Origin of the sequence: Paenibacillus sp. FSL H8-0317 (genome assembly GCF_045040685.1) — a bacterium.
Lineage (GTDB): Bacteria > Bacillota > Bacilli > Paenibacillales > Paenibacillaceae > Paenibacillus.
On sequence record NZ_CP150294.1, the window covers coordinates 6018372 to 6037091 of the forward strand.

18 protein-coding genes and 1 other annotated feature are annotated in these 18720 nt (G+C 46.6%); of the genes, 6 read left to right on the forward strand and 12 right to left on the reverse strand.

Annotated elements, in window-relative coordinates; all coding sequences use genetic code 11:
* Positions 1 to 96: 96 nt before the first annotated feature.
* The 8 genes from MHB43_RS26955 to MHB43_RS26990 form a co-directional block, all read right to left on the reverse strand.
* On the reverse strand, positions 97 to 969 hold the full coding sequence (locus MHB43_RS26955) for a metal ABC transporter permease (RefSeq protein ID WP_221823591.1): 873 nt from the start codon (positions 967 to 969) through the stop codon (positions 97 to 99).
* Positions 969 to 1928, reverse strand: a complete 960-nt coding sequence (locus tag MHB43_RS26960) for a metal ABC transporter permease (RefSeq protein ID WP_221823592.1) — start codon at positions 1926 to 1928, stop codon at positions 969 to 971. Before MHB43_RS26960 ends, MHB43_RS26955 begins: the two co-directional genes overlap by 1 nt.
* 3 nt (positions 1929 to 1931) lie before the next feature.
* Positions 1932 to 2753, reverse strand: coding sequence for a metal ABC transporter ATP-binding protein (locus tag MHB43_RS26965; protein WP_260632921.1), 822 nt, complete (start codon positions 2751 to 2753; stop codon positions 1932 to 1934).
* A 31-nt stretch (positions 2754 to 2784) separates the two neighbouring features.
* Entirely contained in the window at positions 2785 to 3729 is a 945-nt protein-coding gene (locus MHB43_RS26970; protein WP_076211030.1) for a metal ABC transporter solute-binding protein, Zn/Mn family, read from the reverse strand.
* Between the two features lie 236 nt (positions 3730 to 3965).
* Positions 3966 to 5942, reverse strand: a complete 1977-nt coding sequence (locus MHB43_RS26975; protein WP_076211027.1) for a penicillin-binding protein 2 — start codon at positions 5940 to 5942, stop codon at positions 3966 to 3968.
* 368 nt (positions 5943 to 6310) lie between these two features.
* A complete protein-coding gene (locus tag MHB43_RS26980) occupies positions 6311 to 8347 on the reverse strand; it encodes a penicillin-binding protein 2 (RefSeq protein WP_221823595.1) in 2037 nt (678 codons plus the stop codon).
* A gap of 105 nt (positions 8348 to 8452) precedes the next feature.
* A complete protein-coding gene (locus MHB43_RS26985) occupies positions 8453 to 9598 on the reverse strand; it encodes a transglutaminase domain-containing protein (protein WP_221823598.1) in 1146 nt (381 codons plus the stop codon).
* A gap of 18 nt (positions 9599 to 9616) precedes the next feature.
* Positions 9617 to 10102 carry an ATPase gene (locus MHB43_RS26990; protein ID WP_339179161.1) on the reverse strand — a complete coding sequence of 162 codons (486 nt, stop codon included), beginning with the start codon at positions 10100 to 10102 and terminating at the stop codon, positions 9617 to 9619.
* Between the two features lie 190 nt (positions 10103 to 10292).
* Here MHB43_RS26990 and MHB43_RS26995 point away from each other — a divergent pair, with 190 nt between their 5' ends.
* Together MHB43_RS26995 and MHB43_RS27000 are read left to right on the forward strand one after the other, a co-directional pair.
* The gene (locus MHB43_RS26995) at positions 10293 to 11468 is read left to right on the forward strand and encodes an MFS transporter (RefSeq protein ID WP_339179162.1); all 1176 of its coding nucleotides are present in this window, start codon (positions 10293 to 10295) and stop codon (positions 11466 to 11468) included.
* 531 nt (positions 11469 to 11999) lie between these two features.
* Entirely contained in the window at positions 12000 to 12347 is a 348-nt protein-coding gene (locus MHB43_RS27000; RefSeq protein WP_062837991.1) for a toprim domain-containing protein, read from the forward strand.
* 75 nt (positions 12348 to 12422) lie between these two features.
* Here the strand turns inward: MHB43_RS27000 and MHB43_RS27005 are convergent, their stop codons facing one another.
* Positions 12423 to 13034, reverse strand: a complete 612-nt coding sequence (locus tag MHB43_RS27005; RefSeq protein ID WP_339179165.1) for an SCO family protein — start codon at positions 13032 to 13034, stop codon at positions 12423 to 12425.
* Positions 13035 to 13458: 424 nt separating this feature from the next.
* Here MHB43_RS27005 and MHB43_RS27010 point away from each other — a divergent pair, with 424 nt between their 5' ends.
* Positions 13459 to 14439 (forward strand): metal-dependent hydrolase, encoded by a 981-nt coding sequence (locus MHB43_RS27010; RefSeq protein WP_339179167.1) that lies wholly within the window; start codon positions 13459 to 13461, stop codon positions 14437 to 14439.
* Between the two features lie 116 nt (positions 14440 to 14555).
* Here MHB43_RS27010 and MHB43_RS27015 read toward each other — a convergent pair whose 3' ends face one another.
* A complete protein-coding gene (locus tag MHB43_RS27015) occupies positions 14556 to 14777 on the reverse strand; it encodes an alpha/beta-type small acid-soluble spore protein (RefSeq protein WP_056702318.1) in 222 nt (73 codons plus the stop codon).
* Positions 14778 to 14897: 120 nt separating this feature from the next.
* On the opposite strand from MHB43_RS27015, the gene MHB43_RS27020 reads away from it, so the two are divergent.
* Positions 14898 to 15104, forward strand: a complete 207-nt coding sequence (locus MHB43_RS27020) for a hypothetical protein (RefSeq protein WP_076211019.1) — start codon at positions 14898 to 14900, stop codon at positions 15102 to 15104.
* Between the two features lie 128 nt (positions 15105 to 15232).
* Here MHB43_RS27020 and trpS read toward each other — a convergent pair whose 3' ends face one another.
* Complete coding sequence (trpS, locus tag MHB43_RS27025) at positions 15233 to 16225, reverse strand: tryptophan--tRNA ligase (RefSeq protein WP_339179173.1); 993 nt, start codon at positions 16223 to 16225, stop codon at positions 15233 to 15235.
* 73 nt (positions 16226 to 16298) lie between these two features.
* Positions 16299 to 16566: a binding site (T-box leader), on the reverse strand.
* Positions 16567 to 16811: 245 nt separating this feature from the next.
* Between trpS and MHB43_RS27030 the strand changes: the two genes are divergently transcribed.
* Together MHB43_RS27030 and MHB43_RS27035 are read left to right on the forward strand one after the other, a co-directional pair.
* Positions 16812 to 17786 carry an aldose 1-epimerase gene (locus tag MHB43_RS27030; RefSeq protein WP_036673298.1) on the forward strand — a complete coding sequence of 325 codons (975 nt, stop codon included), beginning with the start codon at positions 16812 to 16814 and terminating at the stop codon, positions 17784 to 17786.
* Between the two features lie 205 nt (positions 17787 to 17991).
* Positions 17992 to 18225, forward strand: a complete 234-nt coding sequence (locus tag MHB43_RS27035; RefSeq protein WP_076211017.1) for an alpha/beta-type small acid-soluble spore protein — start codon at positions 17992 to 17994, stop codon at positions 18223 to 18225.
* A 79-nt stretch (positions 18226 to 18304) separates the two neighbouring features.
* Here MHB43_RS27035 and MHB43_RS27040 read toward each other — a convergent pair whose 3' ends face one another.
* Positions 18305 to 18715: a hypothetical protein gene (locus MHB43_RS27040; protein WP_036605727.1), complete on the reverse strand. Its 411-nt coding sequence runs from the start codon at positions 18713 to 18715 to the stop codon at positions 18305 to 18307.
* Positions 18716 to 18720: the final 5 nt, after the last annotated feature.

Genomic DNA, 18720 nt, shown 5'->3' on the forward strand with positions numbered 1-18720 from the left:
CACTCCAGCAGGAGGGGCTGCTATTGAATTTTTCTTCGTTCACAGTCCAATCATAAAAAACCGCCTGCAAAGCAGGCGGCTAACAATCTCTATGAATTAACGTGCCGCGAATTTGCGACGAACGTAACGGAATACGATGCCATGTTTCGGTGACAGAAGCAGTGCAAGAACAAACAGAATTCCAGCAACAGCTACCATGCAGCCCGCAATGGAAGCATCCAGGGCGTATGCCATGATGTAACCTCCAACCGAAGATGCTGCTCCGATCAGGACGGCATACAGTATCATTTTGCCCAGACGATCTGTGAGCAGGTAAGCCGTCGCCGCTGGTACGATCAGCATGCCCACCACGAGAATCGAACCAACACTTTCAAATGAAGCTACGGACGTCATCGAAACAAGTCCCATGAGCAGATAGTGGAACAGCACTACTGGAATGCCGCAGGCCGCAGCCAGCGCCGGATCGAAGGCACACAGCTTGAACTGTTTGTAGAACAGCCCAATAACGACGAGGATGACTAGCAAAGTGATACCCAGCATCCAGACTGCCCTCGGACCGACATCGGTACCTCCAAGGGTTAGCGTATCCCACTGTACATAAGCGATCTCTCCGAACAAGACACAGTCCAGATCCAAATCAATATGCTGGGCGTTCAGACTAATCAGAATGACTCCTACTGCGAAGAGTGCTGTGAACACAATTCCGATCGAGGCATCAGACGACAGTCCACCTGCCTGCAAACTCTGTATGAAGAACACCGTCAGTAATCCAAACACTGTTGCACCAAGTAGCATCCATAACGAATCTCTGGAACCGCTCCACAGGAAAGCAATCGCAATACCGGGGAGAACCGCATGGCTGATCGCATCACCGACCAGAGCCATTCGCCGCAGAATCAGAAAACAACCCAGAATGGCGCAAGCAGAAGATACCAAAACGGCCGTCAAGATAATCCAAAACGTTGCCATTACATCTCCCCCCGTTCCTGCTGATTTCGCTGTGCGGCGAGAGTCTGGAGTGTAGCTCGCTCTTCACGCATATATGCGGACTTTGCCTGAATACTACGCAACCGTCGGGCTAACAATCCACGACGTGGGGCGAGCAAGGCTGATCCGGCAAACAGCACCGTAGCCGCAAGAACCGTTACAGGTCCTGTCGGCAGATTGGGCACGAGCGTGCTGAAGATGGTACCCGTCGCTCCGCTCAATGCACCAAATATGCCTGCCAATAATACCATGAGTGCAAGGGAGTCGGTCCAGCAGCGTGCCGCTGCAGCCGGAGTCACCAGCAGGGCCGCGACAAGCACCACACCCACCGCCTGAATCCCGGCAACCACCGCGATCACCGTCAAGAGCAGAATGAGCTGCTCCAGCATGGCAACTGGCAGACCCATGCCTCGTGCAAAACCCTGGTCAAAACTCACCAGCTTAAATTCCTTGAACCAGGCAAGACAGGCAATCAGTAACACGAGACATACCCCCCCCATGACATAGACATCCGTCATGACCATGGATGCCGCCTGTCCAAACAAATATTTATCGAGTCCGCTTTGGCTTCCACTCGCCCCATGCTGAATGCGCGTAAGCATGACTACGCCAACCCCGAAAAATACGGTCAGCACGATCCCCATCGCCGCATCCTGCTTGATCCGGGAGTAACGTGTAATCCACGAAATTCCAAATGTAGCCACAATGCCAGCCACCAGAGCACCGAACAGAAATAAGCCTACGGACTTCGTTTCCGTTAACATAAACGCAATACAGATTCCGGGCAGAGCAGCATGAGCAAGGGTGTCCCCCATCAGGCTCTGTTTACGAAGAAAGGTGAAGGAGCCAATAATTCCGCTACTGAATCCTAACAACAGACAGCCAAGCAATATCCAACGTGTATTGGGGTCAGATAAGATGGCAATGATCCAGTTCCACATGCACTACACCTGGCCTTTCTCCGTCCGGCTTCCGATCATCGCAATCCGGCCTCCGTACGTCTCTTGCAGTGTATCCGGTACAAATACTTCGCTTGTCGGTCCGCCAGCCACGAGTCGTCCATTGAGCAGCAGCACATGGTCGAAGTATTCCTCGACTGTCGCCAGATCATGGTGAACGACCAGTACCGTCTTTCCTTCTTTCTTCAGCTGTTCCAGAAGTAAAATGATAGCTTTCTCCGTTGTAGCATCCACACCTGCAAACGGCTCATCCATGAAATAAAGATCTGCGTCCTGCACCAGTGCCCGTGCCAGAAAGACACGCTGCTGCTGTCCACCGGACAGCTGACTGATCTGGCGGTACATGTAGTCGCCCATGCCTACTTGCTCCAGGCAGTGTGCCGCCAAGTCCCGCTCCTTTTTCCCCGGACGACGGAACCAGCCCAGATGACCATACCGTCCCATCATCACCACATCGAGCGCATGTGTAGGGAAATCCCAGTCCACCGATTCCCGTTGGGGCACATAACCGATGCGGCGACGTTGCTCCCTGTACGATTGTCCGAAGATCCGTACCTCACCATGCATCTTCGGTACCAGTCCCAGAACCGCTTTGATCAGTGTTGATTTCCCTGCACCATTTGGTCCGAGAATTCCGATGAGCTGTCCTTCCGGAATATCGAAGGATACGCTGCTAAGCACCGGCTTTTTGTGATACGCAACGGCCAGATCCCTCACACTGAGAGGAGCCGATGTTGGCTGCGTTCCCTGCAAGTGACTATTGTTCAGTTTCTTAGGAGTTTGTTCCAATAAAGTTGTATCTTCCATAATCCTGTAACTCCTCTCTTCATGTGATTCATTATTTCAGGGCTTCTACAATCGTCTCAACATTGTGGCGAATCATACCGATGTATGTGCCTTCTTCCGTTCCCTCAGCCCCCATGGCATCCGAGAACAGTTCTCCACCAATGCTGACCGTATGGCCTTTTTGAGCTGCTCCGGCAATGATGGCTTCCATCGCTTTTGCAGGTACACTCGATTCAACAAATACTGCTTTGATATGGTTATCCACGAGATAATCCCGCAGTTCGCTAACATCTTTTGCACCATATTCGGCTGCTGTACTGATGCCCTGAAGCCCCATCACTTTCATGCCATAAGCCTGACCGAAATATCCAAATGCATCATGCGCCGTAACCAATACCCGGCTTGCTTCCGGAATCTCCAGAATCTTCTCACGCACCTCGGCATCCAGTGCTTCGAGCTTCGCCAGATACGCCTCTGCCTGAGCCTTGTACTCTTCCGCATGGCCCGGGTCCGCCTCCACGAGCGTATCGCGTACGGCTTCTGCCGCATGCATCCAGTGGCTGACGTTAAACCAGACGTGTGGATCATATTCGGTGCCGCCTGTATCTTTGCCTGAGTGTAACTCCTCGACTGGAATAGTCTCTGTAACAGCAGTAACCAGCTTGCTTGAGGACATTTTCTCCAAAATGTCTGTCATTTTGCCTTCAAGATGCAGTCCATTATAGAAAATGACTTTTGCTTGTTCCAGCTTGCGAATATCACCTTGGGATGCCTTGTACAAGTGGGGATCAACTCCCGGGCCCATTAGCCCGGTAACATCAACATATACCCCGCCTACCTCACGTGCTACATCAGCGATCATTCCCGTTGTAGCGGTTACTTGTAACTTGCCACCACTGCTCGTCTCTGCATCACTGGAACATGCCGTAAGTACAATAACCAGAACCAGAGCCGCTAGCGTAATGACCCCCCTCTGAATACTCCTCATTTTCACCATTAACAATTCAATCGTCCCCTTTCCCTCTCCTAAAATACTTGTCTACATCTAATTTTGTTGTACAAGGTATTAAATTTTAATCAAGACTAATAATGTTTCCCTTGTGCAAATTTTATCCGAAGCCAAAAAAAAAGGCAAGGGATTATTTCCCCTGCCTGTCCAAATATATTTAATTCACTTCATAAACCTTTCGGTCACGATGTTAAAAGAGCTAACTTCCGCGAGGTTCTTTTGCATTACTCTTTGTCTTTTCCTTCGTCTTTCTTACCTTTCGGCGTTCCATCGAGACCATACACTTCATCATATGCATCGAAAATTTTCCGTGCAATCGGTGAAGCACTGACTGACCCGAATCCACCTTCCGGTACAACAACAGCTACAGCAAGCTTCGGATTATCTCGTGGTGCAAAGGCAATAAATACACCATTCTCTTTTTTGTTCGGTCCGGTCCCCTGCTCTGATGTTCCTGTTTTCCGTGCATAATCGTATGGGAAACCGTCAAATGAACTTACTTTGGTAACCATACCTTTGTGCACTTCATTCCAGTGCGCATCGGCAAAATCAACTTCATTGAGCACCTTAGGTTTGATCTCTTTCACCACATTACCGTCCGCGTCACGAATTTCCTTCACCAGATGTGGTTCCATCCGTTTACCCTTATTCGCAAGCATCGTGGTATATTGGGCGAGTTGCATCGTGGTGTACTTGGCTTGTTGTCCAAAGGAGGCAAATGCCAAACGTGTTAGAGCTGATTCATGATCCTTTTTATATTCCAGTGTACCCAGGTATTCACTTGGTAAATCTACTCCCGTAGACACACCCAAGCCAAATTCCTGCATGTGTTTGTGCCAGACATCGATGCCTTTCTCTGAGCCATAATTACGTAACAAACGTTTACCCACCATATCAATCATGAAGGCATTGGAGGATTTCTCAATCGCTCTTCTCGCCGTAATAGAACCATTATACGCAGAATGCGAGTTCTTCACTTGTCGCCCGTCTTTCCCCAAAACCGCATATCCCTGATCATGATAGGTCTCTCCTGCTGTAAATAATCCCTCTTTTAATCCAATAAGCACACTTAGCGGCTTGATTACTGATCCAAGGAGTACAACGGATTCCGCCCGACTAGGCTTGGCATCATTCGGTGGGAACGATTCAGTGGTTCCGTTCCGGAATACATATTTGATTTTGTCATAATCCCAATCGTTCGGATCATAATCTGGCATACTTGCCATAGCTACCACATTCCCCGTATCCACTTCCATGGCTACTGCGTATCCGGTAATTGCCTTGGGAAGTCTGCGCAATTCGTCCGTTATCGCCTCTTGTGCAGCCATCTGAATTTCCTTGTTAATGGTGGAAACCAGACTGTAGCCTTTCTCCGGTGGTGTTTGTAACATCGTCCCATCTGGCAGATTACGTGCGTCAATATCAATGGACTGATATCCGCTTCGTCCACGGAGTTCTTCCTGATATTGAAGCTCCAGCCCATCGAAGCCAACCTTCTCTTCTTCATGGTACACAAGACCAGGATCACGCTGGGTACTTGCCCCCTCGCGGATTGCCTTATATTTGGCAATGGAATCTGGTGCTCGTTTGAACTCTCTTGTGTAACCGACAACCTGAACCGCTACGCCATCCGGGTCATATTTTCTTATGTTTTCTTCCAGCACCATAACACCTGGATATTCTGCTTTTTTCTCCATAAAAAAGGCAATTTCTTTAGTCGATAGATCCGACTTCACCAATCTTGGCACATACCCGAACGTTTTCTGGTAATCCAGATCCAATCGTTTGATGATCTCTTCCGCGTCCGGCTGCTCTTTGTCCCCTGGATTAAACTGCTTAAACACAGCCGCCAAATCATGAGCCAGCTCCTCTGCTTCCTGTCTACGTTCATCATTCCGATAATCCTCGTACAACAACACATACAGGGACTGTACAGGTTCGGAATAAGCCAGCGCGACTTCCCCTGTCGCATCATAGATGGGACCACGAACAGGTGCGAGTGGAATGTCTTTGGTATTACGACTCGTTTCCATATACGTCAGTTCAGGACCCTCCACAAATTGCACAAAGGCCAACCTGAAAATAAGGATACTGAATATGACAAATGCCGCGAAAAAAAACAGATTCAGCCTTGCGGTGGAAGGCTTGTTGACGGGTGTATCTTCCTCAGTCATGGGTTTCTTCCTCAATCGGTTAAACATGTTTTAAGCCTCTCCCGTTCCTCTATAAAAATAAAATATTTAATCCGTCTTGTGAACGTGTTCAATCCATATTTAATCCTTTCTCATACAAGTCTACCAAAGGTTAGCTGTCACGTCTTTCAATATTTGGTTACATTTTCGTAAACAGAACCGTTACACTACCCAATCTACGGATTTCAATGTAAACACTGACATATCAACGTTATCCCGTTCTCCGGATCGCGTTTACCCTTCCCTTATATAAACGTGGTACAGCTCATATGGTTACATATTAATGCAACTAATTAGTTCACTCTTACGATCCATTCTCCGCGTAAAAACAAAAAAGAGGACCCACGGAGGGTCCCCTCTGTAACCAATGCCTCACATCACTGTGTGCCTGATTCCGAATCTGATTCTTTATTTTTGTCCTTTTTCGGTACACCGTCGAGACCGAATTCCTCGTCATAGGCATCGAAGATCGCACGTGCAACCGGAGCCGCACTGCTTGATCCAAAGCCCCCTTCGGGGATAACTACAGCGACAGCAAGCTTTGGATTATTACGTGGGGCATAGGCGATAAACACCCCGTTATCCACCAGTTTACCGCCGACGAGTTGCGTCGATGTTCCTGTTTTTCTGGCGAAATCATAAGGGAAGCCGCTAAATGCCGAAACTTCGGTAGCCATGCCTCGTTGCACTTCGTTCCAGTAGGCGTCGTTAAACTCCACCGTGCTCAGTACCTTCGGTTTTACTTTCTTGACCACGTTGCCTTCCGAATCCCGGAACTCGTTAACCAGTTGTGGTTCCATCCGTTTTCCTTTGTTCGCAAGCATTGTGGTGTACTGTGCTAACTGCATAGTTGTATATTTTCCTTGCTGACCAAAGGAGGCATATACCAACTTGGTCAAGGAACTCTCGGAGCTTTCCATGTATTCTTTGAGACCAGGCCGCTCATTAGGCAAATCTACCTCTGTAGATACACCAAGACCGAATTGCTCCATATATTTATCCCATACGTCAACACCCTCTGCACCATACTTCGAATACAGTTTCTTCCCGATCTCGTCGATCATAAACACGTTTGAGGAATGACGAATCGCATCACGAGGATACATTGCACCATACACATGCCCTGATGAGTTCTGCACTCTGCGATTGTCTCCACCAAAGGTCGTTGAACCTCTATCCGAATATACGGTATTTGTAGTGAAGAAACCTTCTTTCAAACCGATCAATACACTAAGTGGTTTGATCGTTGAACCGAGCAACACAACAGATTCCGCCCGTTTACCAGAGTCATCCGGCGGGAAGCCCCGAATCGTACCATTCTGATAAATATATTTTATTTTTTCATAATCTTCTGTACTTACACCGCCTGTTTTCCACACATTGGTGTCGTAATCAGGCATACTGGCAGCTGCTACAATTTTTCCCGAATCCACTTCCATCGCCACGGCATATCCCGTCTTCGCATTTGGATGCAATTTACCGGATACCGGATTCCGATGGAGCCAGCTCAGCTGGTCTGTAATAGCCTGTTCTGTTTTCACCTGAACGTTCTTGTTAATGCTGGAAATCAGGTCGTAACCTTTCTGCGGCGGGGTAGAACCTGCTACACCTTCAGGCAAATTACGCAAATCAACATCAACGGATGTATATCCGCTTTTGCCGCGGAGTGCATCCTGATATTGCAACTCCAGTCCATCAAAACCTACAAATTCATTCTCCGTATACACCAGGCCCGGATCCGTTTGCGTTTTATTGGCCTCATCCACCTCTTTGTATTTGTTCAAGGACTTCGAACTTCTGAACTTCTTGAGATAACCGATGGTCTGAACCGCTACCGTATCCGGATCATAGAATCGTACACTCTCCTCGACGATCTGAATACCTTTGAACTCGTCCTTGTGCTGTAGGAAATAAGCAACTTCTTCCTCGGACAGATCACTCTTGATCAGACGCGGCATAAAACCGTTCGCTTTGCGGGAGTTCAAGTCCATCTCTTCAATAATTTTCTCCACTGTAAGTGACTCTGAATCCTTCAGCTTGTACTGTTCAAACACATCATGCAACCGAGTTGCAATATCCTGCACTTCCCCTATGTTAGGACTCGGTTTCCCATCAACATCCCCATAGTTTTTATACAGTGTCAGGTAGAGAGACTGAATGGGCTTGGAGTAAGCCAACTTCACCTCACCTGTAGAATCATAGATCGTGCCTCTCACAGGAGGAAGTGGTACATCCTTGGTAATGTTACTTGCTTCTTCCTGACTAAGTTCAGGGCCCTCCACGAATTGCAAAAAGGCCAAGCGTACAATAATAACGCTAAAAATAACAAAGGAAGCGAAGAAAAATACGTTCATTCGGTAACTGAAGCGCCGTTTGTCCGTAAGTTCATCCTTCTCATTGGAATGTTTTTTCATCCATCCTACCTCTTTCATGACTTGATGCATACCGCTCAAACTGATTCTTCGCGGCATGATAACCTGGCAACGTCGTCATATTCCGGACCCATGTCCGTTGTATTGCTAAGCTGATTGATCCTTTAGATGGGTGTCGGCAAAATTCGGAGGATTAAACCAGTCTCCACTGATCGCCCATGTCGGGTCAAGCGGAACCCAGCTCTCGGAATCACTCAAATACACCTCATTCCACGCATGCGGACCGTACCCTCCCTGACCGTTATAACCAAGTCCTGTAACCACTTTGACTTCAAGTCCTTGTGAACGGGCCATTACCGCATAGAGACGTGCATAATCAATACATACGCCTTTACGTGTATCAAATGTATTCTGTGGATTCTGTTCATGCCATATGCCCTTTTGCTCATAGTCATCCACTTTACCATAGTCATACTGAATACGTGAACCTACCCAGTCGTATAGCGCTTTTGCTTTGGCTTCATCTGTCGATTGGCCTTTGACAATCTCACTCGCTGCAGATTCAATGTCCGTCGGAATATTGTGGTCTATGACTTCATATTTGCGTTGCAGGATGCCGCCCAGTTCCTTCTGCACAGCCTGCGTAAATACGGGTAGCTTGTCCTTAATGAACGTGCCGGACAAAGGTTCGATAACCGATTTGGCCCCTTGCATATAGATCGGAGATGCTTCCACATATCGGCTGAACATGCTTCCAGGGTAAAGACTGACAATCATGAACAAAACCGCAATGACAATCATTCCGCGGACGGAGCCTATGATCGTGCCAATGACTGCACCCGTCAACCGACTAAACATACCTTTAGGCGCACTTTCCTCAGCTGACCCCTGCCTGCTGCTAAAAATAAATGATGAGAGAAACCCAAGAATCAGTCGGATGAGTCCATAGCTAAGTACAAATAATACAGCGAACCGCATTAGCGGAAAATCTGCAATCGCCGTAACCAACGTATAATACATCTGTTCCCACCGGTTCAACTCACGGTTAGGCATGGCTGAAGCATACTCAGACAGCCACTGCTGTACATATGGCGCAAGCCACAACGTTAAACCGATCGACAACAGAATACCAATGACCGCCATAATGCCATCCATCAGGAACCCAAAGAGTCTGCCTGCTGAACGCGAAGCCCCTCTGGACCAACCCTGCAATAATGAAGCAGCCACAATCAGCAACAGCATAATCGTGATGCCATTCAATTCCTTCAGGCTGTCCAGCCAATTCTGCAGCACGTACCGATTCCCCCTTTACTACGATGCTGGTGCTGTTTTGTTGTTCTCCTGTGCCTGTTCGACAAACGTACGTATCGTTTCATTGTCGAGTTTCCATTCGCCAAGTGAAATTCCGCGGAAGGTCACATCGACTTTATCCGATTGAGTTCTGCCTTTAATCTCCACATTGGGACTTGTGATGGTGAACGCTCCATCCTGTCCTTTGACGTATTTCGCTTTGGAAGCCTCCTTAAGCATCATGCTGGTTGCTTCCTTCTTCAATGTATCCATCGTGCTGGATTGTACTTCTGTTACTGTCTGTTTGATCTGATCAATGGAGATGCCGCTGTATATCAGTAGAGCCGCAATAATGATGATGGCAATCGCCCATTTCAATACGGTTTTGACCACATTCAGAACAAAGAACAATATGATCAATGCAACCACGATCACCAGCCAGTTCTGCATCACAAACTCTTTGATTACTTCTATGTTCATGACTACACCTTCCGTATTAGAATTCATTCGTAACACTCCCGAATATTATACATGATTTCCGAAGCTGCTGTCAGCTAAGCCCTCTCCCTTAAAAATAAACGGTCTAAGTTCGTCCCGCCGGGCGTACAAGTAGTACCATGAGGTTCTTCCGGGAGAACGGGGAACACGTTCAAGACCTGTAGTTTGAACATGCATCGCTTAACAAGGAGGGGCTTATGTGAAAACGGCCATCTGGCTATACCTGTTTTTGTTCCTTGCCGTATTTGATTTGCACGCCCAGTATCCCATTCTGACTCCTTTTGCCATCTCGCTGGGAGCCGCCCCTACCTTCATTGGCTGGATGATGGGCATCTATTCCTTAACACATCTTCCTGGCAATCTGATTGCTGGAACACAAATCGATAAACATGGCAGTCGCCGCTACATTGTATTCAGTCTGCTCGGTGCAGGATTCATCCTGCTCCTGCAAGCCTATGTCCAGACACCATGGCAACTACTGGCGCTGCGTTCCATCAGCGGGTTTGTACTGGCCTTCCTGTCTCCTGCATGTCTCGCCCTGCTTGCACAGTTATCCAGCGATCCGGTTAAACAAGGGAAGTATATGTCGGGTCACGGGGTAGTACATACCCTCGCATCTGTGGTATCACCAGCAGCCGGTGCGATCATTGTAGGTTCCATGGGATTCTCGGCTACATTTTCAGGCTTGGGCTATCTGCTTATTCTCACTGGTGTTATTGCTTTCATGACGATGCCTCGTGGCATCATCAAGCAGCAGGAGAGAGTAACGGAACCTGCCAAACCTGACGTTGCACCAGCAGATGCCACAAGTGCATTCCTGCCGGTGTCCTGGCGATACTTTGCCTTGCCTCTGGTGATTGCCTGTGCCCAAGGGATTCTCTTCTTCGAATTACCCCTGCGGGGCGGAGGACAATCGTCCATCATGTCTACCGGACTGCTGTTCTCTATAATCAGTATTGGGGCACTCTTCACCCTCAGCATGTTATTTCTCAACCGGTATTCCCCCAAACTGCGTCTGGTTGCGGGTGTGCTGTTGATGTCCTTGTGTTTTTTTGTAATGGCCGCCATTCCGCAAATCCCGTTGTCTACCGTATTATTTGTACTCGGGATGTCCAAAGGCATTATTTTTCCAGCTATGGCTACCCTATTTATCCGTCTGAGCGGAGGAAGCAGGTTAGGCCGCATTTTCTCGCTGCAATCCATCGCCACTTCCATCGGCTCTTTCATCGGCCCCATCACAGCCGGGCAACTTCGTGTCGGGTTATCACCCTATTTCATCGCGTTTCTTTTGTTAATGATTGGTATACTACTGCTTCCATACTATACATCCAAACGCGAAGCTCCCCTGTCCGATCCGAAAAGTATATTAAATTAGGCCTGTATCAATCTCTTCTTCCCTACCGTTATAACAGCAACTAGGCCTGTATTTTCATTAGCTTTGCATCATTCCCCCATTTACAGCTAAACTATATAAAATGGACTAACGTTTTACACGTTGATAAAAGCTAACTGGGAAATCTATCTTTTACAATCACCGAAGGTTTTATCTTATTGAAGATCATTAAGGTTGAACAATTAGCCAAAAGTAGTGAAGGGGACGGAATCGATTTTGAAGAAGCGGTAGCGTTCGCCTTTGTCTCCAAATATTAACTTTATAAAAGCAAATCAGAAATATATGGAGACAACAGCGATCGGAAGAACGATCCGTAACCGGAACGGCCACTGCAAGCTATTACTGACCTAATGATGCACATGAGATAAGATTTCAGAGAATTGTCTTGATGGGTTGTTCTCTCCAGTTAGCAAACGCGTAAAGAAAGGAGTCCATTTTATATAATCAGTCGATTTTCGCTGCAACATTTCCCGGGGAATGTCGACATAAGCTCTCGAACAAGAGGTGAATATCATGCCTATTCATGTCATTGTGGAAGGTAAGAATGACCGAAGCAAACTGAAACGTTTGGTTGGACCCGAAATCAACATTCTATGTACGTTTGGAACACTTAATTCCCTCAAGCTGGAGACCCTGCGCAAGCAAGTCGGTTACGATGAAGTCTTTTTATTTATGGATAATGACAGTTCCGGCAAAAAAATTAGAGGTGTACTTCGGGATGCTTTCCCGGATGCAGTACAGATGTATACACGACGAGGATATGCGGGTGTGGAAGGAACACCTGATGAGTATATCATTGCCCAGCTGGAGAAAGCCGGGTTAGAGACATACATCCAATACCCTGAACATCCTTCCTTTTAAAATGAAATACCAAAAGGCTGCCTTTGGGTTGATATCCAACCTGAAGGCAGCCTTTACAATATGAGTATCAGATGATTATTCCTTAATCAGATTGCGAATATCCTCAGCAATGACAGCTGGCACAACGTCCTCTGTATTAAACGCATTATATACCTTGCGCAGCTGGTTGTTCTCATCCACCAGACCAATCATGTTCATATGGGCAAAATCATCCTTACTCTCCCCATCGATCAGGATCTGGAATGATTCCCTGGCCAACTGTTTGGTTTTGTCCATATCCCCTCGCAAGAAGTACCATCCGGAATAATCCGCGTGAAAACGGTCTGCAAACGTCTTAATCTTCTCTCTTGTATCGACTTTGGGGTCGAATGAAATAGATACAAATGAGACATCTTTACCAAAGGTGTCGTCCTCTTTCAACAGATCCTGCACCTGGGATAACGTAAAGGTCGTAATCGGGCAGACATCCGGACAACTGGTGAAATAAAAGTAGAACAATCGGACTTTCCCTTGCGTATCCTCCAGTGATACCGTACTGCCATCTACATTTTCCATAGAAAAGGATTGGATTTCACGAATCTCGGGTAATTTTTCCTTACTGGCAAATACGGTGCCCCACATCAGATACACAGCCATTATCAGTGCGAGCCCGAGCAGCATCCATGTCCATTTGTACTTTTTCAGCATCTTCCTCGTCCCTTCTGTATCTTCTCTTATGAATACGCATACATATGTGAACCCAAAATCACGTTTGTTTCGCTTCATCCATCTACTGTGACATATGTATTCAAAGAAACCTACTTTTTATGAGATTCTATATTATTGTAACGGTTAAAAGGAACAATGCCCATAAATATTTATGTAACATATCCGACCGCGTATTCTCTGATGCAACTTCTCTCAGTATCCGATATAAAGTTTATCATAGGAAACACCAAAATAGTTTGACAAACTACGTACATTTATTGGGTATAATACAGTTTATTGTCATAAATTTGAAATTAGGGATGTTTTGCATCCTGACAGACGGATATTATACACTATATATGGGTATCACCTAGATAGAGAAGTAATATGCCTTAGAACGATACACCACACAAAGGAGACGTTTATGGATACCTCTACACATTTTGTCATGGGGATTGGTCTAGCCGGTCTGGCTTATGTCGATCCTGTCGTCGCAGCGAGTCCCATGCTTGCAGCTGCGGTAATGATTGGCACGATCGCCGGTTCCCAGGCCCCTGACATTGATACTGCTTTACGTCTCAAAAGCAATTCGCTTTACATCCGGAATCATCGGGGCTTGTCACACTCTCTGCCATTTCTCCTGTTATGGGTTTTGCTCATCACCGGCGTCATTGCACTGATATTCCCTGATGTCCCTATTGGACACGTTGCCACCTGGACCGCTGTGGCCGTAGGCTTTCACGTATTCACCGATCTGTTCAACACCTACGGAACCCAAGCCGCCCGGCCTTTTACGGAACGCTGGATCGCCTGGAACATCATTCATATTTTTGATCCGTTTCTATTCACTACACATGTCATAGCTATTCTGTTATGGGCCTTTGATCTGATCGCCCCTGCACCACTCTTCGTTACGTTGTATAGTTTGACCGCTTTATATTATATATGGCGAACGATTGCTCGTGCACAAGCAGTCAGAAAAGTCAGACGTCTCGACAACAGCCCAGAGCAGGCAAGATACATCGTCATTCCAACGATATCCTGGAACCGCTGGCATGTGGTTAAACGAGTTGAGGACGGCAGTTATGTGATCGGTAAAATGGATGGTTCTAATCTGGCATGGAGTCTGCACGCCTCTTCTTCTACTCATGCGGCCGTTGCTGCTTCACGCAAATCACCGGAAGTCAGTGCCTTCCTCTATTTCACCTCCTATGCGGTGGCAGAGGTTGAAGAACTGCCTGCCGGTTACAAGGTCCGGTGGGCAGATGTACGTTATCGACACCGGAAACAATATCCATTTGTCGCTGTGATTGTGATGGATCGGAATTTTGAAACGATTGATACGTATGTAGGCTGGTTAAGCGATGAGAAGATGGATAAAAAACTTTTATCTGCACGCCCTTGACGAAGTGAGCATGGCAAGGCACAATCAAACTTAGGAACTGATACGCGAGAAAGCCCGGTGCGTTTCCGCCCCGGGCTTTCTGTTTATCCTGTTTTGTTGCTGTTGGTTAAAATAAATTATTTGCCAGACCCAGCCAGAGACTGCTCAGCGATTTGTACCAGACGTTTGGTGATATATCCACCCAAAGATCCTGTTTCACGGGAAGTGTAGTTACCGTAGTAACCGTCTTGTGGGATAGTTACACCCAGTTCCTGTGCAGCCTCCATTTTCAATTGTTGCAGTGCTGCAGTCGCTTGAGGTACCACCAAGTTGTTTGAAGAACGAGATCCTTGAGCCATAATTTATAATCTCCTTTCAATCTGTGTCTGTAATGTATTGCAAGCTTGCAAGATTATTATGGCTCGTAGGCTTCAGGTTATACGGAATTTCACTAAATTTGTAGATGGAGGTTTTTCCCAATGAGTAAAGGCTTATCCTTATGGTTCGCATTCTCTTCGATTATCTTGTTAACGGTTTCAGCAATTATGATCTCCTACTCCGGTTGGTTTGCTGCACTACTGTTTGTCCTGTCCATCGCCAACATTGGCTGGGGATTTGTGATTCGTGCCAAAAAAGAACGTCAGGAAGTTCAATCGGCTGCTTCAGCTTCAGAGCCCACTTCGTGAGCAGGTCATTTGATAGTTCAATAAAGTTCAATAATGAACGCACAAAAATAAAGAGGAGTCCTTCAATAGGGCTCCTCTTTATTCATGTTAACTATTCATTGCGTGAAATATGAAGGTCTTGTTCAGGACTACTGTTTATGTCTTGGAACAAATCCCATACGTTCTTTCACTGCATCCAACGTTTGAGCAGCAACTTCTTCTGCACGACGGGCTGACGTATCCAGAACATCCGCCAATTCGCCAGATTCACGAATCTCATTATAACGTTGTTGTAGCGGTTCAATCACAGATACAACCACTTCAGCCAGTTCCTTTTTGAACGGACCATACATCTTGCCTTCATAACGCTCAGCCACTTCTTTAAGCGTCATACCTGCACATTCAGCGTAGATGCTCATTAGATTGCTGACTTCCGGTTTGTTTGCCGGATCATATACGACTTCACGTCCCGAATCTGTAGTGGCACGACTGATTTTTTTGCGAATCACATCCGGCGGATCCAGCAGGGCAATATAGCTGCCAGCATTAGGGTTACTTTTGCTCATCTTTGAAGAGGCATCATCAAGTGACATGACCCGAGCACCCACCTGCGGAATATACGGATCTGGAATGGTGAAGTACTCTCCATAACGGTGATTAAAACGTCCTGCCAGATCACGTGTCAGTTCCAGATGCTGCTTCTGGTCCTCACCTACTGGCACAAGGTCAGCATTGTATAACAAAATATCAGCCGCCATTAATGATGGATACACGAACAGTCCCGCACCAACGGAATCTTTACCGGATGATTTATCCTTAAACTGAGTCATCCGTTCAAGCTCACCCATGGAGGTCAGCGTTGTCATCAACCAGCCCAATTCTGCGTGCTGCGGTACATGGGATTGCAAAAATACGTTAGATTTCGACGGATCAATACCTGCTGCAATAAACAGTGCAGCTACTGCTTCTGACTGTTCACGCAATGCTGCTGGCTCCTGAGCCACGGTGATGGCATGAAGATCAACTACCATGAAATGACATTGATAGTCATGCTGGAGTTTTACAAAATTTTTGATTGCACCAATATAGTTGCCCAATGTGAGCTTACCGCTTGGCTGAATACCTGAAAGTACTGTTTTCATTACCCATAACGCCTCCCTGATTATATATATAAACTCCTGCTATTCTCTGCGAACGCAAAAAGACCCCACATCCGCAAGGGACGTGAGACCGTGGTGCCACCCTTATTCGCATTTCTTCGATTGCTCCTGACTCTGAATCAAGTCAAGCCGATGAAATGCCTTCATTGTTCCGTAACGTGGATTATACGGCAGACTCTAGTGAGGCAAGCCCATCTCTGGCTTAACCTGTTCAAACCTACACTCAAGGGTCCATTCGGTAAAGAGCTCACACCGGTTCACATCAACCACCGGCTTTCTGAAGAGGATTCTCTTGGCCTACTTATCCCTGTCATCGATTTCATGTCATTCAATTCTAATAAATGCTTTCAGAGTTCCATCTTAATGCGCACAGGCGCGAATGTCAAAATGAGTTGAACTTTTTTACCCGAGACATCAAAATCTGTTATGATGGAATTGCTTATCCTGTTGCCTGCTTCACACGAAATAGCGCAGGAAATAGCTGGCATGTACACAACGACACGCCTGCAGCAGTAGCTTCATCACGACTGCTTGCAGACAGATTTCAAGTGGGAAAAGGAGCATCGATATGAAACAAGTGACCAAAGGCCAATGGAATGGTTACGACACGTATATCCTACATAGCCGTGAATTGGAAATCACCCTGCTGCCGCGTCTTGGAAATAATATTATTTCTATTCGCGATTTAGTGCAGGACAGAGATGTCGTCCGCCGTCCGGATGAAGACGATCTTGCCTTTTATCTGCAGAAGCCGTACCATTTTGGCGTTCCTCTTCTGATTCCACCAGGGCGCATTCATCGTGGACAATTCGAATATGAAGGTGTTCGTTACCAGTTCGATCAGAACACGGCGAATGACAACCATATTCACGGTCTCCACCGTACCCAATCCTGGTGTGTCAGTGACATTGAGGAAGATGAAGACGGCTGTGCTATTACGACTGAATTACTGACCGAAAATGAAGAGCATTGGATGGCCCAATTCCCGATTCCCCTGAAACTTGAGATGACGTTCAGTCTGCAAAACGCTGTATTTAGCCAGCGTCTGCGAGTCACCAATCTGAGCTCAACACCTGCTCCATTCGGGATGGGATATCATACATGGTTTTTGTTAGATGGCAAACCTGCCGACTGGACACTGCAACTACCTGTTTCCGGAATATACGGACAGAATGAAGAACAACTACCGACAGGTGAACTGGAATCCCTGGGTGAATGGTCTGCTCTGAACGAAGGCATCAATTTGCAGGGACGTAACTGGGATACCCTGTTGAAAGCTACCGAAGGTGAACCGGCTACGGCTTACTTACGCAGGCAAGATGGATATACATTGAAATATTCAGCAGATGAAGCATTTTTCAAACATTGGGTTCTCTTTACCAAAGGTGAATCCGATCAGTTTTTGTGCATTGAACCGTACACATGGCTACCTGATGCACCTAATTTGGCTTTATCGGATGAACAAACCGGGTTGATTCGTTTGGAACCGGAACAGCCTGTTGAGTTATTTACACGTATTGAGGTTATACCTCCTACCGACTAAGCGAGCTGATCATCTTCTATGTTACTTTTACGCATATCACCCTATATTTTGATATCCAAATACAACTTGCCGACCCGCATTGGGTCGGCTTTTTTATGTGTCCTGTGCACTGATATTTATCCATATTTTCCCTTACGCCATATCATGTATATTTCCGTATTCTCTAACCATACTAACATCACCAAGCCATAAGGAGGTGACACATATGTACGGAAGTCAAAACCAAGGTAGCGGTAGCCGCTCCAACAACCTGGTCGTTCCCCAAGCAAATGCTGCATTGCAACAATTGAAAATGGAAGCTGCACAAGAGCTGGGTGTAACGATTCCACAAGATGGTTACTACGGTAACTATACTTCCCGTGAGACAGGTTCTCTGGGTGGATACATCACTAAACGTCTGGTACAAATCGCTGAGCAGCAATTATCGGGTCGTTCGTAAGCTCGTAATTAATGCTTAAGTAGCGTTAAAAAACAAAAGCGGCCTTCTTCGGAAGTGCCGCTTTCTCTTGTGTAACTAATTATGAGGTCGACTCCATATCTGAATCCTTGTATGTATTGGTTCTAGGGTAACGAATCATCAAGCTTGCCATATTGTAATTAGACTCCATCGTTGCATCTACCAAAATCATACCTTGTCTTACTGTGAAATCGTACGATATTTCGCCATGTGTCCAATTGCGTTTGAATTTCAACGTCTCCAATGCCATTGCCCGGAAAGAAGTTCTCTGGGTTTCATTTAGCCCCCCTTCCTCCACATCCATCTGCCCATCTCGTCCAGCTATCGGATTATGTCGAATACCGAATTTCCCAATTACGTTGTTTCGTATTTGCACAAAAACTACCCCTGAATCTAACCCTGATAACTCATGATCAAGTTCTTTGAATACCAAATCCAACTGTCTCGCTAATGAAAGCTCATCAATTTTCATATTAA

Bases quoted from the DNA above. Each gene is read 5' to 3' on its own strand.
- MHB43_RS26955 (WP_221823591.1), bottom strand. From the start codon at position 969: ATGGCAACGTTTTGGATTATCTTGACGGCCGTTTTGGTATCTTCTGCT.
- MHB43_RS26960 (WP_221823592.1), bottom strand. From the start codon at position 1,928: ATGTGGAACTGGATCATTGCCATCTTATCTGACCCCAATACACGTTGG.
- MHB43_RS26965 (WP_260632921.1), bottom strand. From the start codon at position 2,753: ATGGAAGATACAACTTTATTGGAACAAACTCCTAAGAAACTGAACAAT.
- MHB43_RS26970 (WP_076211030.1), bottom strand. From the start codon at position 3,729: ATGGTGAAAATGAGGAGTATTCAGAGGGGGGTCATTACGCTAGCGGCT.
- MHB43_RS26975 (WP_076211027.1), bottom strand. From the start codon at position 5,942: ATGTTTAACCGATTGAGGAAGAAACCCATGACTGAGGAAGATACACCC.
- MHB43_RS26980 (WP_221823595.1), bottom strand. From the start codon at position 8,347: ATGAAAAAACATTCCAATGAGAAGGATGAACTTACGGACAAACGGCGC.
- MHB43_RS26990 (WP_339179161.1), bottom strand. From the start codon at position 10,102: ATGAATTCTAATACGGAAGGTGTAGTCATGAACATAGAAGTAATCAAA.
- MHB43_RS27000 (WP_062837991.1), top strand. From the start codon at position 12,000: ATGCCTATTCATGTCATTGTGGAAGGTAAGAATGACCGAAGCAAACTG.
- MHB43_RS27005 (WP_339179165.1), bottom strand. From the start codon at position 13,034: ATGCTGAAAAAGTACAAATGGACATGGATGCTGCTCGGGCTCGCACTG.
- MHB43_RS27010 (WP_339179167.1), top strand. From the start codon at position 13,459: ATGGATACCTCTACACATTTTGTCATGGGGATTGGTCTAGCCGGTCTG.
- MHB43_RS27015 (WP_056702318.1), bottom strand. From the start codon at position 14,777: ATGGCTCAAGGATCTCGTTCTTCAAACAACTTGGTGGTACCTCAAGCG.
- MHB43_RS27020 (WP_076211019.1), top strand. From the start codon at position 14,898: ATGAGTAAAGGCTTATCCTTATGGTTCGCATTCTCTTCGATTATCTTG.
- trpS (WP_339179173.1), bottom strand. From the start codon at position 16,225: ATGAAAACAGTACTTTCAGGTATTCAGCCAAGCGGTAAGCTCACATTG.
- MHB43_RS27030 (WP_036673298.1), top strand. From the start codon at position 16,812: ATGAAACAAGTGACCAAAGGCCAATGGAATGGTTACGACACGTATATC.
- MHB43_RS27035 (WP_076211017.1), top strand. From the start codon at position 17,992: ATGTACGGAAGTCAAAACCAAGGTAGCGGTAGCCGCTCCAACAACCTG.
- MHB43_RS27040 (WP_036605727.1), bottom strand. From the start codon at position 18,715: ATGAAAATTGATGAGCTTTCATTAGCGAGACAGTTGGATTTGGTATTC.